The sequence below is a fragment of the Mitsuaria sp. WAJ17 genome, from assembly GCF_014174515.1.
GTDB lineage: Bacteria > Pseudomonadota > Gammaproteobacteria > Burkholderiales > Burkholderiaceae_C > Roseateles_B.
The window spans coordinates 1-15,534 of record NZ_JACJUG010000040.1 but is presented as its reverse complement, the minus strand read 5'-3'; the positions used below and the strand labels follow the sequence as shown (position 1 = coordinate 15,534).

16 protein-coding genes are annotated in these 15,534 nt (G+C 68.1%); 5 read left to right on the top strand and 11 right to left on the bottom strand.

What is annotated here, in order from left to right:
• Window positions 1-251 precede the first annotated feature (251 nt).
• The 5 genes from H5407_RS21645 (at window position 252) to H5407_RS21625 (ending at window position 5,292) form a co-directional block, all read left to right on the top strand.
• The gene (locus H5407_RS21645) at window positions 252-1,655 is read left to right on the top strand and encodes a lyase family protein (protein ID WP_183106580.1); all 1,404 of its coding nucleotides are present in this window, start codon (window positions 252-254) and stop codon (window positions 1,653-1,655) included.
• Between the two features lie 196 nt (window positions 1,656-1,851).
• A complete protein-coding gene (locus tag H5407_RS21640; protein WP_183106579.1) occupies window positions 1,852-2,265 on the top strand; it encodes a thioesterase family protein in 414 nt (137 codons plus the stop codon).
• Between the two features lie 21 nt (window positions 2,266-2,286).
• On the top strand, window positions 2,287-3,456 hold the full coding sequence (locus H5407_RS21635; protein WP_183106578.1) for an acyl-CoA dehydrogenase family protein: 1,170 nt from the start codon (window positions 2,287-2,289) through the stop codon (window positions 3,454-3,456).
• Between the two features lie 5 nt (window positions 3,457-3,461).
• Window positions 3,462-4,085: a prephenate dehydratase domain-containing protein gene (locus tag H5407_RS21630; RefSeq protein WP_183106577.1), complete on the top strand. Its 624-nt coding sequence runs from the start codon at window positions 3,462-3,464 to the stop codon at window positions 4,083-4,085.
• Window positions 4,086-4,572: 487 nt separating this feature from the next.
• Entirely contained in the window at window positions 4,573-5,292 is a 720-nt protein-coding gene (locus tag H5407_RS21625; protein WP_310737687.1) for an autoinducer binding domain-containing protein, read from the top strand.
• A gap of 17 nt (window positions 5,293-5,309) precedes the next feature.
• Here H5407_RS21625 and H5407_RS21620 read toward each other — a convergent pair whose 3' ends face one another.
• The 11 genes from H5407_RS21620 to H5407_RS21570 form a co-directional block, all read right to left on the bottom strand.
• The gene (locus H5407_RS21620; RefSeq protein WP_183106575.1) at window positions 5,310-5,657 is read right to left on the bottom strand and encodes a four-helix bundle copper-binding protein; all 348 of its coding nucleotides are present in this window, start codon (window positions 5,655-5,657) and stop codon (window positions 5,310-5,312) included.
• Between the two features lie 113 nt (window positions 5,658-5,770).
• Window positions 5,771-6,334 carry a TetR/AcrR family transcriptional regulator gene (locus tag H5407_RS21615; RefSeq protein ID WP_255501384.1) on the bottom strand — a complete coding sequence of 188 codons (564 nt, stop codon included), beginning with the start codon at window positions 6,332-6,334 and terminating at the stop codon, window positions 5,771-5,773.
• A gap of 341 nt (window positions 6,335-6,675) precedes the next feature.
• The gene (locus tag H5407_RS21610) at window positions 6,676-7,368 is read right to left on the bottom strand and encodes a glutamine amidotransferase (RefSeq protein WP_183106573.1); all 693 of its coding nucleotides are present in this window, start codon (window positions 7,366-7,368) and stop codon (window positions 6,676-6,678) included.
• A complete protein-coding gene (locus H5407_RS21605; RefSeq protein WP_183106572.1) occupies window positions 7,365-8,042 on the bottom strand; it encodes a glutathione S-transferase family protein in 678 nt (225 codons plus the stop codon). Before H5407_RS21605 ends, H5407_RS21610 begins: the two co-directional genes overlap by 4 nt.
• Before the next feature lie 25 nt (window positions 8,043-8,067).
• Window positions 8,068-9,294 (bottom strand): cystathionine beta-lyase, encoded by a 1,227-nt coding sequence (gene metC, locus H5407_RS21600; protein WP_183106571.1) that lies wholly within the window; start codon window positions 9,292-9,294, stop codon window positions 8,068-8,070.
• Window positions 9,291-9,944, bottom strand: coding sequence for a pyridoxal 5'-phosphate synthase (locus tag H5407_RS21595; protein WP_183106570.1), 654 nt, complete (start codon window positions 9,942-9,944; stop codon window positions 9,291-9,293). The genes metC and H5407_RS21595 overlap by 4 nt, the downstream gene beginning before the upstream one ends.
• A 7-nt stretch (window positions 9,945-9,951) precedes the next feature.
• Complete coding sequence (locus H5407_RS21590; RefSeq protein ID WP_183106569.1) at window positions 9,952-10,854, bottom strand: CoA ester lyase; 903 nt, start codon at window positions 10,852-10,854, stop codon at window positions 9,952-9,954.
• Window positions 10,855-10,886: 32 nt separating this feature from the next.
• The gene (locus tag H5407_RS21585; RefSeq protein WP_255501383.1) at window positions 10,887-11,285 is read right to left on the bottom strand and encodes a hypothetical protein; all 399 of its coding nucleotides are present in this window, start codon (window positions 11,283-11,285) and stop codon (window positions 10,887-10,889) included.
• A gap of 42 nt (window positions 11,286-11,327) precedes the next feature.
• Window positions 11,328-12,914: a DHA2 family efflux MFS transporter permease subunit gene (locus H5407_RS21580; RefSeq protein ID WP_183106567.1), complete on the bottom strand. Its 1,587-nt coding sequence runs from the start codon at window positions 12,912-12,914 to the stop codon at window positions 11,328-11,330.
• Complete coding sequence (locus H5407_RS24900; RefSeq protein WP_404935651.1) at window positions 12,911-13,468, bottom strand: efflux RND transporter periplasmic adaptor subunit; 558 nt, start codon at window positions 13,466-13,468, stop codon at window positions 12,911-12,913. The genes H5407_RS21580 and H5407_RS24900 overlap by 4 nt, the downstream gene beginning before the upstream one ends.
• A gap of 766 nt (window positions 13,469-14,234) precedes the next feature.
• Window positions 14,235-15,534, bottom strand: a 1,300-nt coding sequence (locus H5407_RS21570; protein ID WP_183106565.1) for an efflux transporter outer membrane subunit, incomplete at its 5' end; no start/stop codon positions are given.

Sequence of the window (15,534 nt, the reverse complement as noted above, 5' to 3'; positions counted from 1 at the left end):
CCGGGCAGCTCCGAGGCGCGCGCGCCCTGGAACTTGGACTGAATGCGCAGCTGCCTCATCTGGCGCAACATGGTCCCGCCAACGACATCCCTGCCGCCGCAGGACACGGTGTCGTGCCTTGCTGCCTTGCTGCCTTGCTGCCGCTTGCCTGGCGAATTTTCGTTCGGTGTGCCAGTAAGACCCCTGTTGATGCGGGCTCGCCCCAACAAGTCCATAGTGGCCAGGATCCAGCCTTGCCAGGAGCCTTCGCCATGAGCAATCACCCCGCTTCTTCGCCCGATCTGCGCATCGAACACGATTCCATGGGGGCCGTGGAGGTGCCCGCCACGGCCTTGTACGGTGCCCAGACCCAGCGTGCCGTGCTGAACTTCCCCATCAGCGGGCAGGCCATGCCGCCGGCCTTTATCCGGGCCCTGCTGCTGATCAAGGCGGCTGCCGCGACGGCCAACGGCGAGCTGCAGCTGATCGCAGTGGCCCAAGCCCAGGCCATCGCGCAGGCCTGCGAGGACCTGTTGCGGCTCGAAGACGCGGCGCTGATGCCGAACTTCCCCGTCGATGTCTTCCAGACTGGCTCCGGCACCAGCAGCCACATGAATGCCAACGAGGTGCTGGCCACCTTGGCCAGCCGGATCCAGGGCGCGCAGGTGCATCCCAACGACCACGTGAATGCCGGCCAGAGCAGCAACGATGTGGTGCCCAGTGCCGTGCATGTGGCGGCGGCGCTGGAGATCTCCGGCCGCCTGCTGCCCGCGCTGGACCACCTGGTGCAGGCCTTGCAGCAGAAGGCGGTCACCGTTCATGCCCATGTCAAGACCGGCCGCACACACCTGATGGATGCCCTGCCCGTGCGACTGAGCCAGGTGCTGGGAGGCTGGTCCGCCCAGGTGCAGGCCGCCCGTGAGCAGGTCCGCACGACTTTGCCGCTGCTGCAGCAGCTGGCGCTGGGAGGCACGGCAGTGGGCACAGGCGTCAATGCGCATCCGGCTTTTGCCGAGCGATGCTGCCAGCGGCTGAGCGAGAGCAGCGGCATCACCTTCGCGCCGGGGGCCAATCGCTTCGCTCTGATGGGCGGCCAGGATGCCGCGGTGGCCATGTCTGGAGCCCTCAAGCGGGTGGCAGTGGTCCTGTCAAAGATCGCCAATGATCTGCGATGGATGAACTCGGGGCCGCTCGCGGGGCTGGCCGAGATCGAGCTGGAGGCCCTGCAGCCGGGCTCGTCCATCATGCCGGGCAAGGTCAATCCCGTGATCCCCGAGGTCGCCCTCATGGTGGCCGCGCAGGTGGTGGGCAATGACGCGGTCATCACGCTGGCCGGCCAGTCCGGCAACTTCGAGCTCAACGTGATGCAGCCGCTGGTGGCGCGCAACCTGCTGGAGAGCATCGCCTTGCTGGCCGCTGTACTGCCTCTGCTGGCGGACAAGGCGATCGCCAGCTTCCGCGTGAACGAACCCGTGCTGCGTGCGGCCCTGGCGCGCAATCCGGTGCTGGTGACGGCGCTCAATCCGCTGATCGGCTACGAGCGGGCCGCCGAGATCGCGAAGAAGGCCTGGCGCGAGAAGCGCCCCATCCTCGAGGTGGCTGCCGATTGCACAGACCTCGATGCAGCCACGCTGGCGCAGCTGCTGGATCCGGCTCGACTGACCGGCGAGGAATGAGCCTCGCCGGCTGCTCGGCGCCTGTTGACGCGAGCAGGTCCTTCGACCCTGGATGCCGGACTGTGAATGGTGACAGTAGTCATCCCCGCGCAAGCCCGGAACACTGCCGCAGGTCCGACGAGCCCCCAACCCGGGGGCCCCGGCCACGAAGCGCTCCGGCATTGCCGGCGCCCGCAAGACCTCAACAGGAGAATCCATGAGCAGGAACTTTGAAACGCCCATCCAAGTCAAGTATCGGGACACTGATTCAATGGGTCATGTCAGCAGCCCTGTCTATTACGACTACCTCCAGCACGCCTACCTCGAATTCATGTTCAAGGTGCTGTCCGTCCCCAAGCACGAGAAGCTGCCGCACATCATGGTCAAGACGGCCTGCGAGTACGTGCAGCCCGCCATGTTCGGCGACAGCCTGGTCGTGCGCAGCCGGGTCAGCAGCTTCGGCAACAAGAGCTTCGAGATCGAGCATGTCATGCATCGCCAGGACGGCCAGGACACCGTGGTCGCCCGGGGCTACTCCAAGCACGTGATGTTCGACTACGAGAACAACAAGACCACGCCCGTCACCGAAGACTTCAAGGCCCGCATCCTGGACTTCCAGGGCAGCGTCTGACCTTAGGGCAGGAGATCCACCATGATGATGCAGTGGTCCGAAACTCAAGCGGCCTTGCAGCGGCGCTACCAGGCGCTGGGCCAGGAGATCGCCGGCATGGGGCCGCGCCAGGACTTTGACGCCGCACGCTGGCAGCGCCTGCGCGCGGCCGGTCTCTGGGAGATCCTGGGGCAGCGCGAGGGCCATGCCGGCGCATGGTGGGACTTCACCGCGGCGCTGGAGGGCCTGGCGCAGACGGTGCGCTGCCCAGCCCTGCTGCTGTCGGCGATCGCTCAGGCCGGCATGGTGCGCGGCTTGCAGCGCCACGGCAGCGAGGCCCAGAAGGACCGCTACCTGCCGATGCTCGCCCGTGGCGAGCTCTGCGCGACGGGCATTGCCGAGCCGGGCACTGGCACCGATGTGCGCAGCATCGCCAGCACCCTCACGCCCTGCCCTGGCGGCTACCGCCTGACGGGCAGCAAGTACAACATCGCGCACGCGCCCATGGCCGCCTTCTCGCTGATCGTCTGCCGGCATGCCGAGGCGCCGGAGGCGGTGGCCCTGGTGTTCCTGGACCAAGGCGCGCCGGGCCTCGTGATCGGGCCCGGCGATCGCAAGCTGGGCAATACCGACCTGCCCACCGGCAGCATGGAGTTCCATGACGTGTTCATCCCGCAGGCGCAGGTGCTGGGCGATGCTCGACGGGGCCTGCGGCAGCTGGTGGACATCATCTCCCTGGGCCGCGCCTACTACGGTTTGGTGGCCGCCCACCTCGTGAGCCCCTTCCTCGATGAGGCCCTGCAGTACGCTCGCGGGCGCCAGAGCTTCAAGGAAGCCATCGTCGAGCACCAGTACGTTCAGCGCCGGCTGACGGACATCCGCATCGGCATGGAGCGCAGCCGCTGGACCGCCCTCGCGGCGGTCGGCAAGCTGATCAACGAAGAGGCGGACGCCCTGCTGGCCTGCTCGGTGGCCAAGCTGGTGGGCTCGGAGGACCTGATACGCAGTGCACTGGACCTGGTCCGCCTCCATGGCAGCCGCGGCTACCAGGACGGGCCGGTGGCGCAGCTGATGCGGGACGCCCTGGGCTTCGCCAGCGTCGGTGGCACCGAGGAAATGCATCGCAAGAACATCTTCAACCAGATGTCGCGCCCGCAGCAGGCCGCGGCCCATGCACCGATGCCCGCAGTGGCGCGGGCTCCGGCGGCCTGACCTCGATGAGTCGCTCGACCAGTGCCCCCTGGGCCCGCGCCCTGGCTGGGCGGTGCATTGCCCACGCTGAGTCCTGGGAAGGCGGCTCGGTTCTGAGCCGCCACTTGGGCACGCAGGCGCAGCGACAGGTCTGCGGCAGTCTGGATGCTGTCCACGCCGCCGTCGCTCAGGGGGACTGCGCGATGGGACTGCTGCCCCTTGAAAGCAGCCAGGAGGGCATGGTCAACCGCAGCCATGACCTGCTGTTCGCTGGCGGGGTCAAGGTCGTGGGCGAGTTGATGCATGAGACGACCGACGGCGCTTCGACGCCGACCTTCGTCCGATACGGCCTCATCGCGCCGACCCACCACCCATCCGACGGAAGGGACGACCGCGTGATGGTGGCCGTGGTCCTGCCGCAAAGGACCGGCAGCCTTCTGGACCTGCTGATGCCTCTGGCACACCGGGACATCGGCATCGGGCATTGGTGTTCACGGCCGGCCCGGGTGGAGGGCTGGCACTATCGTTTCCATTTCACGCTCTGCGCCCTCGCGGACAGCGAGGACGTTCAGCAGGCCTTGCGCGATGCTGCTTCGCACTGCAGCGAACTGAGACTGCTGGGCCGCTTCCGTGCAGCCTGGAGCCGCTAGGCACTCGCGCCAAGCCTGCACGGCGTCATTTCCTGCTCCTTTTCCAGCCTCTTCGCGCCAGCATCCTTTCGCGAAAGCGACCCGCCCTTGCCTGGCGGGCACAGCGTGCAGCGCGGGTGCGTTGGGCGCCCACGCTCCGTCGCAGATCCCCTTCTCAGATCCCCTTGCTTTTGCTGTGTCACGCCCGTGTTCGGCAAGCCATGCAATTGATTGTTTGCTCGCGTAATTGAAGTAAAAATTCACACGTAGACGGAGCTTTCGGCGCGGATTAACGCGCATTTTCTCGATCAATTCAATCAACATGTAACCAAATGAAGTTCGAGTAGAAGTCCAATGCAGAGCACTCTTTGGGTGATTTGCCGCTGCTCGTCGCGGGAATTGATACGTTTAGTTACTTCGCGTGCGGGTTGACCCCAGAGAATGCGCAAAAACGCGAGCACTTAGTCATTTACTGAGCAAGCCATCTCGATGAAACAGGGAGTCATAGGTGCAAGGAATCATCCATTTAGAGGGCGGCCTGCCGCACTGCGGGGCTGGGTTTGAGAACACGGAATGCGAGCAAGCCATGGCGGCTTTCGCCAGCCGACAGGGCTTTAACCACTGCCTGTACCTGGCCCATGTCTATCCCCCCATGACCCGCCCGACGGTCATCCAGGCCGGCAACTGCCCCGAGGGCTGGCTGGCGGCCTATTCGACACAGAACTTCGCCGAGTCCGATCCCTGGATCCGGCATGCCCAGGGTCATAGCAGCCCCTGGCTCTGGGATTCGGGCAGCCAGCAGGCGCCGGCGCCCTTCTGGCAGGAGGCCCTCAGGCGCGGCATGCGCCATGGCTGTACGCTGCCGGTCCGCACTGAGCACGGCGTCATTGGGGCGATGACCCTGGCCCGTGCACAGGAGCCGGTCTCGCTGGACGAGTACGCCCGGAAGTCGGCCAGCCTGCAGGCCTTCTGCCAGGATCTCCATGCCGGATTGCTGAAGCGGCGCCTGCCACAGCTCTTCCACCGCCCGGATTCGCAACTGAGCGAACGCGAGCGCACCATCCTGAAATGGACCGCCGATGGCAAAACCTCGTCGGAGATCGCGCTGATCCTCGGCCTGACCAAGCGCACCATCAACTTCCACGTGGCCAAGGCCACCCTGAAGCTCAACTCGACAAACAAGACGCAGGCCGCACTGAAGGCCGCGGTGCTGGGCATGCTGTTCTGAGGCGGCCTGGACGGGCGTCAGGCAGCCATCTGCTGGCAGGCCTGGGCACAGCGGCGACAGGCCTCGGCGCAATGCTGGCAGTGCTCGTATGGATGGGGAGCGCAGCGGCTGGCGCAGGCGTCGCAGACCTCGGCGCAGCGTTGGCAGAGCGTGGCGCTGAATTCGCTGTCACGCGCCATGAGGCCGGCACACAGGCGACAGAGGGCGGCGCAGTCCAGGTCCAGGGCAATGCAGCCCGAAAGCATGGGGAGCTCGGCTTCGCGCAGGCAGGCAGCAGCACAGCGGTCGCAGGCGGCAGCGCAGGCGTGGCAGGCGGCGATGCAGGCGCTGAAGTCGCGACGGGCCGGGGCGGGGTGGAGGGTCATAAGGGTCCCCTTGGGCGGTGGAATCGCTTGTCCGGGCAAGCCGGGCGCCCGCCACCCGGGCCGCTGGCGGGGTGTTGAGCCGCCGGCAAGGCGCGCCTCCTGAATGGGTGGACTCAGTGCACACCCAGGTAGCCCAGCACGGCATCGACGATGGACCGTTCGATCTCGGGCATGGAGAAGCCCAGCGGCGGCTCGATGACGGCCGCATGCACCATGGATTCGATGATGCGCTGGATCACCCAGGCAGCCAGTTGGATGTCCTGGGGCACGATGTCAGCCCTGTGCTGTTCCAGGAGCTGCTGGACCCTGGAGAAGATGCCCCTGTCTGAAGGGCTGTCGTTGGCCTTGGGCACCTCGAAAAAAGGCAGTTCCTGCTCCAGCACCCGGTGCAGCCGAGGCTCGACCATATGGGCCGCCATCAGTGCCCGGACCATGGCCTCCACCTGGCTGCGCAGATTACCCCGCTGCCCCGTGCCCAGAACGGCCTCGATGACCTGGTACATCTGGCCGGCATGGCGCTCGTGCAGCGCGGCGACCAGAGAGTCCTTGTTAGGAAAATACTGGTAAACGGACCCCACGCTCACGCCGGCGCGTTCGGCCACGAGATTGGTGCTGGTGCCGGCATAGCCGCGTTCCGCCAGCACGCCGGCAGCGGCTTCCAGAATGGCGTCCACCATGCGACGAGACCGGGCCTGGCTCGGGATCTTTCGAGGACCTGCTTGCTGGTTGGGCATCGCGTTATATTGGGGAGACAAGATGCCAGGGCATCGGGGAATCGCAGGCGCCCCCCTCGTGCGACGGACACGAGCAGGACTCAAGAGCCGTTCGGGCCCGGGAGTCGGCCGCCGGGGCGCGGGGCTCCAGACGATCGTCGCCAGGTGCGGGATACGGGAGGCGCCGCAAAAATGCGAGTTGCTGTGTATTTTATTGCACCAGGTCTGCTCAGCGGCGAGGCAGCGACTCAGTCTCATCCCGCGTTCAGGTGACAAGCCGATGCCCTCCTCCCCTGGCGGTGGCCTCAGGGCTGCTGGGCCAGCCAGTGGTCCAGAAAACCGCTGAGCCAGGCCACCCCAGCCCTGTCATGGCGGCTGCCTTGCAGTCGCTGCTGGGACAGTTGCTGGGCGCCCGGCGTTGACAGCTTGTGCTCCGCAGACTGGGCCCAGCGGTTCATGGTCTGGAAGCTGACCTCGGGGTGGAACTGCAGGCCGTAGGCCGCATCGCCATAGCGCACCGCCTGGTTCTCAAAGACCTCCCCCGCCGCCAGCCGCTCCATGCCCGCGGCCAGCCCAAAACCTTCCCGATGCCAGTGGTAGACCCGGTCCGGCCAAGGGCCCAGCGTGCGCCCCAGCGCGGTCGGGCGTATCGGCCAGTAGCCGATCTCGACCTGCCCGTCCTCCCGGGCACGTATCGGCGCCCCCAGGTGGCGGGCCAGCAGCTGGGCGCCCAGGCAGATGCCCAGGAAGGGCCGCTGCTCGCGTAGCGCCACGCCGATCCAGTCAGCCTCCTCGCGCAGCCATGAGTCCGGGTCATTGGCGCTCATGGGGCCGCCGAACACGATCGCGCCGCTGTGCCCGTCTAGAGAGGCCGGCAGGCGTTCGCCCAATGGCGGCCGCCGCATATCCAGGGCATAGCCCTTCTGCGCCAGCAGCCGGCCGACACGCCCAGGCGAGGACTGCTGCCTGTGCAGCACCAGGAGCACGGGGCGCTTCATGGCAGCTCCACGCTGAGGGCCAGGGCGCTGCGGTCCGGGCGGCCCCTCAGCTCCTCGAAGGACACCATGACGTGCTCACGATACGCCGGCCGTTCGCGCAGGCGTTCGTACCAGGCCGCCACATGGGGCAACGCGGGCCGGACGATGTCCATCGTGAAATAGCGGTACAGCGTGGCCCCGGCCGGGATGTCGCCCAGGCCAAACTGTTGGCCGCTGAGGTAAGGCTGATGCGCCAGGATGCCATTGAGGCGCTGCAGGTGCTGCACGCTGAGGCCCAGCTTGGCCCGGATCAGCGGCCAGTCGCGCGCGCCTTCCGGCGTGCGCACCAGGGCCCAGAACAGGCCCAGCATCAGATCCGGCTCCAGCGTGCTCTGGCTCCAGTCCATCCAGCGCTCGCTCAGGGAGCGCCTGTAGGCGTCCGCCGGCCAGAAGGCTTCGCCGCCGTGGCGCGCGGCCAGGTAGCGCAGGATGGCGTGGGACTCCCACACCACCTCGCCGTCCTGCTGGACTACCGGGATGCGCTGGTGCGGATTGAGCTGCTCAAAGGCGGGCGTGTCGCAGCCGCCGAAATCCCCCCCCAATGGCACATGGCGATGGGCCAGGCCCAACTCACCGACCAGCCACATCACCTTCTGCACATTGAAGGAACTGCGCCGTCCCCAAACGGTCAACATGCCTGCCTCCCCATTTACAAGTGATCTACAACAAAGAATCCATGTCCACGGCCTGCATGCGGTCCAGGCCGTCACGCAGGTCAGCGATGAGGTCCTGCGGATCCTCCAGCCCGATGTGCAGCCGCACGCACTGGCAGCCCGGATCGCACAGGGCGCGCAGGCGGCCCTCGGAGGCGTCCAGCGGCAGGGCCAGGCTCTCGTAGCCGCCCCAGGAGTAGCCCAGGCCGAAGAGCCGCAGCCCGTCCAGAAGGGCCTCCACCGCGGCAAAGGGCACGGGCTTCAGGACCACGGTGAACAGGCCTGAGGAGCCGCAGAAGTCGCGCTTCCACAGGGCGTGGCCCGGGCTGCCCTCCAGGGCCGGATGCAGCACGCGGGCCACCTCCTCCTGCTGCCGCAGCCAGCGCGCGACGACCAGCGCCCCCTGCTCATGCTGCTTCAGACGCACCTGCAAAGAGCGCAGACCGCGCAGGGCCAGGAAGATCTCATCGGGGCCCGCGCACAGGCCCAGGTCACCGTGAAGGGCCTTGAGCGAGGGCCAGGCCGCCGCGGACGCCGACACCGTGCCCAGCATGCCATCGGAATGCCCCAGCAGGTACTTGGTGCCAGCCTGGATGACGAGGTCAACGCCAACGGCATGTGCCTGGAAGAACAGGGGCGTGGCCCAGCTGCAGTCTGCGATCACGCGCAGCCCGTGCTCACGGGCCATGCCCACCAACGCGGGAACGTCCTGCACCTCCATGCTGTGCGAACCGGGCGATTCCAGGTAGAGCGCGCGCGTATTCTCACGCACCCAGCTGCCCAGCTCCGCACCGCTTCCCGGCGGGAAGTAGCTCACCTGGATGCCCAGGCGGTGCAGCAGGCCATCGCAGGCGTGGCGCACGGGGCCGTAGACCGCGTCGGTCACCAGCACATGGTCGCCCGGCTTCAGGCAGGACAGAAGGGCCAGTGTGCAGGCCGACAGGCCCGAGGGGCACAGCACCACCCCGGCCCCACCCTCAAGTTCGCACAGAGCGCGCTCCAAGGCTTCCGAGGTGGGCGTGCCGCGCCGGCCGTAGATGTAGGGCTGGGTGCGGCCCAACAGGTCGCGCACGGTGGGACTCAGGACCGTGGAGGCGCGGAACACGGGCGTGTTGACGAAGCCGTGGTAGCGCATCGGGTCCCGCCCCGCATGCACGAGCCGCGTCCCCGTGCCGGCCGCATCGCCCCTGCCGCCGGCCTGCAGGGCCTGGCCAAGGAGGCTGTCGCTGCTCATGGCCACAGCAGCTGTCGGGTCCACTGCTGGCCCTGGCGGCGGTAGCGCAGGCGGGTAAAGCGGCGCTGGTCGTTGGACTGCCAGAACTCGACGTCCAGGGGCTTGAGCGCGTACATGGTCCAATGCTCGGAGGCCAGTTCCGGCTCTTCCTGGATGCGGGCCAGATGCTGCGCCAGCGCGCGATCCAGATCGGCCGCATGCTCCAGCACCTCGCTCTGGCGGGCGGCCAGGATGGCGGCCCGGGATTTCTCTGGCCGGCTGCGGAAGTCTGCCAGCCCGGCCTCGCGAGGCAGCGGATGCACCTCACCCCGCAGGCGGATCTGGCGGGCGGTGCCCGGCCAGTAGAAGGTCATGGCCGCCTGCGGCTGGCGAGCCATCTGACGGCCCTTGGGGCTGGCGGCATTGGCAGCGAAATGCCAGCCCTCCTCGCCCACGTCCAGCAGCATCACCGAGCGGGCGTCGGGCGCGCCGTCGGGATCGACCGTGGACAGCGTGGTGACCTGCGGCTCGTTCACGCCGCGTGCCACGGCGTCGTCAAGCCACTGCATGAACAAGGCCTGGGGCGTGGCGGGCACGGCCGAGGTGTCGAAGTCGGAGAGCTGGCCCGTCAGCACCGGCAGCGACTTGAAACGTTGGATCAGGGATTCCATTGGGACTTCACTCCATGCCAAATTGAATGGCCCGCGCGATCAGGCGCTGGGCGGCGAGGTAATCGGGGATCTCGGCCAGGAAACCGTCAACAACAGCCGCCGGCACACGCTTGCCGCCGGACCGGCTGCGGGCCTCATCGAAGGTCTCGACGACGCGGCGGGCCAGGGCCAGTTCCGCGCCGGACGGCGTCAGCCAGCGGTTGACCACGGGCACGAACTGCGCATTGACGATGGCCTTGGAACGGAAGCCCAGGTCGCGGCAGCGCTGCATGTCCAGCTCGGCGCCCTCGTTGTCGGAGTAGCTGTAGGGGCAGTCGATGGATGGCATGCCCACGGCCGCACACTCCACGAGGAAGCGCGAGCGCACATAGTCCAGCTCATGGCCGGCGCGGGTGCGGCGGGCGCCCATGTCGGCCACCATGTCCTCGGTCGCGACCAGCAAGGCACTGACGCGGGCGCTGCACTTGGCGATAGCCATGGTGTTGATCAGGCCCTGAGTGCTCTCGATATTGGGCACCAGCTCGGTGGAGCCCGTGGGGATGCCGTATTCGCGCTCGTAGTGGCTCACGGCCTGATCCAGGGCCACGACCTGCATGGGCGTGGAGATGAAGGACATCATGATGATGTCCGGCCGGTGTCGCATGACGGCCTCGAGATCCTCCATGCCGCCGTTCTCCAGCGGGTTGACGCGGACCGAGGTCATGATGCCGGCCTCGCGCCAGGCGTTGAGCACGTCGCCGCTGAGCTGGCGGGCTTCGGACCGGCGGGCCGGCGGGGTGAAGGTCTCAAGCTCCTGCACCAGCACGTCGGCGCCGGTAGGGATGCCGTCGATAAGGGCCTGCCTGTCGGCTCCGGCGAGAAAGAGCCAGGAACGGCGCAGCGCCGGTGCTTTTTTCATTGATTGGGTCACGTCAGCTTCCTTGGTTGGATTGATCCTCGTGCTCAGGCCGCGAGCAGATTGCGGGCCAGGTCCCGGGCCTCGTCCTCGCTGGCGACGCTCACCAGCAACAGGCCGAAGGCCTTCTGCATGGCCTGGGCCTCCTTGGCGGCCTGGGCCCGCTCTTGTGGGTCCGGCTCGACCGTGATGAGGGCGAGGCAGTGCTCGGACAGCGCGTCCTTGTTCGACTTCAGCCACAGCGCACGCTGCTTGCGGTCCTCCAGCGTCTCCTGCGGACGCTCGGGCAGGAAGAGCAGCACGAAGGCCTCTGCACGGGCGACCAGGGCCTCCATCTCCCGGGCCCAGCGTGTGGCATAGCCGGGCCGGATGGCTTCATTGCGGAAAGTGACGACGGGGAATCCGTCCATTTCGAACACTTGGGCGGCTTCAATGGCAGCGTCCATGGCTTCTCCTTTCATGAGGGGTGAGGGGTGGTCCGCGGCGGCTCAGCGCTTGCCGGGCGGCGCCTTGGGGGTGAAGGGGGGCCTGGCCAGCCACACGACGGCGATGGCCAGCATGAAGACCCAGCCCAGGGCGTAGGCCACGTCGTTGAACGACATCTGGTAGGCCAGTTGGTCCAGCTGGTGGTTCAGTCGAAAGGCGAATGCCGTATCGCCCGGCGCCAGCGGCACGGCGCTCGGCCCCAGCGAGCCGGCCGGCAGGCTTTCGGCCAGGTGGGCGTGGTGCAGCACGGCGCGCCGCTCCCACAGCAGCGAGGTGAGGGACACCGCAAAGCTCGCGCCCAGGGTGCGGCTGAACGTAGAGAGCCCAGAGGCCGCGGCGATCTCCTGCGGTTTCAGGTCAGACAGCAGGATGGCGTTGATGGGCATGATGAACAGCGCCAGGCCCAGCCCCTGCAGCAGCTGCACTGCAGCCACATGGGCGAAGTCCACGCCCAGGAAGAAGCCCGAACGGATGAAGGAGGCCGCGCCCAGGATGGCGAAGGCGCTGCAGACCATCCAGCGCATATTGAAGCGCGGCGCGTACTTGCCCATGAAAGGTGTCATCAGAACCGGCAGGATGCCCATGGGCGCCGCCGCCAGCCCGGCCCAGATGGCGGTGTAGCCCAGGGTGCGCTGCAGCCACTGAGGCACGATCACATTGACCGCGAAGAACGCGGAATAGGCCAGCACCAGGGTCACCGTGCCCGCCGCGAAGTTGCGGTTGGCGAAGAGCCGCAGGTTGACGATGGGATTGCGTTCATGCAGTTCCCAAATCACGAACACCGTGAGGCTCAGCGCCGCGACCAGGGCCATCACGACGATGAAGGGCGACTGAAACCAGTCCTCGTCATTGCCTTTATCCAGCAGCACCTGCAGCGCGCCCACGCCCAGCACCAGGGTGGCCAGGCCGATGCGGTCAACGCCCACGGTCTCGGTCTTCTCGGGCTTGCCGCGCATCTGGGAGTGCACGGTGGCTGCCGCGAACAAGCCTATGGGGACGTTGATCAGGAAGGTCCACTGCCAGGAGTAGCTGTCGGTGATCCAGCCTCCCAGCAGCGGGCCGGCGATGGGCGCCACCACCGTCACCATCGCGATCATGGACAGCGCGAAGCCCCGCCGGTGCGGCGGATAGATGGACAGCATCAGCGCCTGCGTCGTCGGGATCATGGGGCCGGCCACCGCGCCCTGCAGCGCCCGGAACAGCACCAGGGCCCCCAGACTCTGGGCCATGCCGCACAGCAAGGAGGCCAGGGTGAAGAGCAGCGTGGAGGCGATGAACAGCCGCACCTGCCCCACCCGCTTCACCAGGAAGCCGGTGAGCGGTAGCGCGATGGCATTGCAGACCGAGAAGGTCGTGATCACCCAGGCGCTCTGGTTGGTGCTGACGCCCAAGTTGCCTGCGATGGTGGGCAGCGAGACGTTGGCGATGGTCCCGTCCAGCACCTGCATGAACACCGCCAGCGCGAGGCCGACCGTGGCCATGGGCACGCTGGGCGGCGCGAACTCGGCACCGCCCAGCGCCGGTGGCGCAGGGGTGGGCGCTGCGCCGCCGGCCGAGGGCGACGCGATCGTCCCGGTGGCTGCACTCATCGCCCATCCCCCAGCACCGCGGGCCGGCCGCCGTGCACGATGCGGTCGATCAGGCCGTCCACGGCATCGACCTGCTTGCGGTAGACGTCCGTGCTCAGGCCCGCGCGGGCCCGCGGCTGTGCCACCAGCATGGGGCCGCTCTCGTCATGCACGTCCACCGTGGCCCGCATGGACAGGCCTAGGCGCAGGGGATGGCTTACCAGCTGCTTCGGGTCCGTCAGCTCGATGCGGACGGGCAGGCGCTGCACGATCTTGATCCAGTTGCCCGTGGCGTTCTGCACCGGCAGCGGCGAGAAGGCACTGCCCGTGCCCAGGCCCAGGCTGGCGACGCGGCCGGTGTAGCTCACGGCATCGCCATAGGCATCGGCACGCAGCTCTGCGGTCTGGCCGATGCGGATGTGGGCCAACTGGGTCTCGGTGAAGTTGGCCTCGACCCAGACCTGATCCAGCGGCAGCACCGACATCAGCGCGCTGCCCGGTGCCACGTGCTGCCCCAGTTGCACCGAGCGCTGCGCCACATGGCCTGCCACCGGCGCGATCAGCGCAGTGCGCATCTGGTCCAGGTAGGCCGAGCGCAGGGTCGCGGCAGCCTTCTGGACTTCAGGGTGAGACACCACCACGGTGCCGTCCACCAGAGCCTTGCTGCCCTGGTACTGCTGCTCCAGCGAAGCCACGGTGCTCTGCGAGGCCGTGAGTGCGCTCTGCGCTGCGGACAGGGTGTCGCGGGCATGGGCCAGCTCCTCGTCGGAGATGGCACCGGAGCGGGCCAGCTCCTTGCGGCGCTGGTAGTCGGCGCGTGCCTTGTCCAGGGTGACGCGGCGGGACTGCACATCGGCCTCGGCCGCCTGGATGGTGCTGCGCAGGCCCCGTTCCTGCGTGTAGAGCCCCTTGACCTTGCGCATGGCGCTGGACAGGTCGGCCATGGCGGAGGACAGGGCTACATCGCTGTCCGTGCGGTCCAGCGAGACCAGGGTTTGGCCCAGACCCACGGGCTCGCCCACGTCCGCTGCGATGGCCACGACCGTTCCCGCGGTCTGCGGCGTGATCTGGACCAGGTTGCCCTGCACATAGGCGTTGTCGGTCTCCTCCTGCCAGCGCCCTTCCCGCTGGTACCAGAAGCCCCAGACCGCCGCGCCGACACCGGCGCTCAGCAGCAGGGCCCGCAGCAGCAGCGTCCTGCGCTGCCTGGAGGCCGGACCGCCCGGTTCATTCGGGTTGACCGTCACCGCAACCGCGGGGGCGGCGCCCGACACGTTTTTTTCAGTACTCATGGCTATTTCCTCTCCATCGTGATTTGTCGTGGCGGGGGGCGTCGGGCGGCTAGAGCCTCGGTTCGCCTTCCGCCTGGAAGCCACCGCCCAGCGCCCTCACCAGATGCAGACCGTCCTGGATGCGCTGGGCCTGCAAGGCCGCCAGGCTTTGCTCGGCGAGCAGCAGCTGCTGGCGCACCGAAAGGACGTCCAGATAGCTGCCCACGCCCGCCTGGTAGCGCTGCTCGGCCAGTTGCCAGGCCTCGCTGGCGGCGTCGCGGGCGCGCTGCTGCTGCTCCAGTTGCTCGGCCAGCGAGCGCTGGGCCTGCACCTGGTCGGCGACCTCGTTGACGGCGCGCACCAGGGTCTGGTTGTAGTGGGCGACGGCCTCGTCGTACTGCGCCTCCTGCAGCGCCAGTCCGGCTCGGCGTCTACCGCCATCGAAGAGCGGCAGGTTCAGGGCCGGCGAGAGCCGGGCCATGCCGGCGCCTCTGCGCAGCAGCTCGTTCCAGGGCGTGGCGGCGACGCCCACCAGGGCCGCCAGGTTCAGGTTGGGCAGGAAGTCCGTCCTGGCGGACTCGACATGCAGCCGCGCCGACTCCACCTGCCAGCGCGCGGCCACGACGTCGGGGCGGCGGCTCAGCAGGTCCAGGGGCAGCCAGCCCGGTGCCAGCAGCGGGGCCTCCGAAGGCCAGGGAGGGCGGGTGATGGCCGCCCCCCGGGCAGGCCCCTGGCCCAGCAGGATGGAGAGCGTGCTCTGTGCCATGCTGACCAGGCGCTGTGCCGTCAGGCGCTGCCGAGCGGCGCTGGCCATGTCGCTGTCGGTCTGGCGCAGCTGGGCCTGAGTGCCCAGCCCGCTGCCCACACGCTGCCGGGTGAGGCGCTGAACATGGGCCACACGCTCCTGCTCGGCCTGGGCGATGTCACCCTGCACATGGGCGTAGGCCAGCTGCATATAGGCTTGGGCGACGGCGATGGTCAGCTGCATGCGGGCGTCCTGTGCCGACACCTCGGCCACGCGCAACTGCCCCAGGGCTGCCGTCCTGGCAGCGCGGCGGCCGCCCCAGAGATCCGGCGTCCAGTTCAGCTGAAGTCCGGCCTGCCACTGGCGGCTGATCTGTCCGCCCCCTTGGTCTGGCGCCACGGCCTTCGAAGACTGACGCTCGCCCTGCCAGCCCAGGTTGACCGAGAGCTGCGGCGCCAGGCTGGCCGCCTCGGCCCCCGCCAGGGCACGGGCCTGGCGCAGCCGGGCATCGGCCACGGCCGGGTCCAGGCCATGGGCCAGCGCGTCGTCGATCAGCGCATTGAGCTGCGCGTCGCCCAGGGCCAGCCACCAGTCCTGGCGCGGCCAGGGGCTGGCAGGCGCCCGG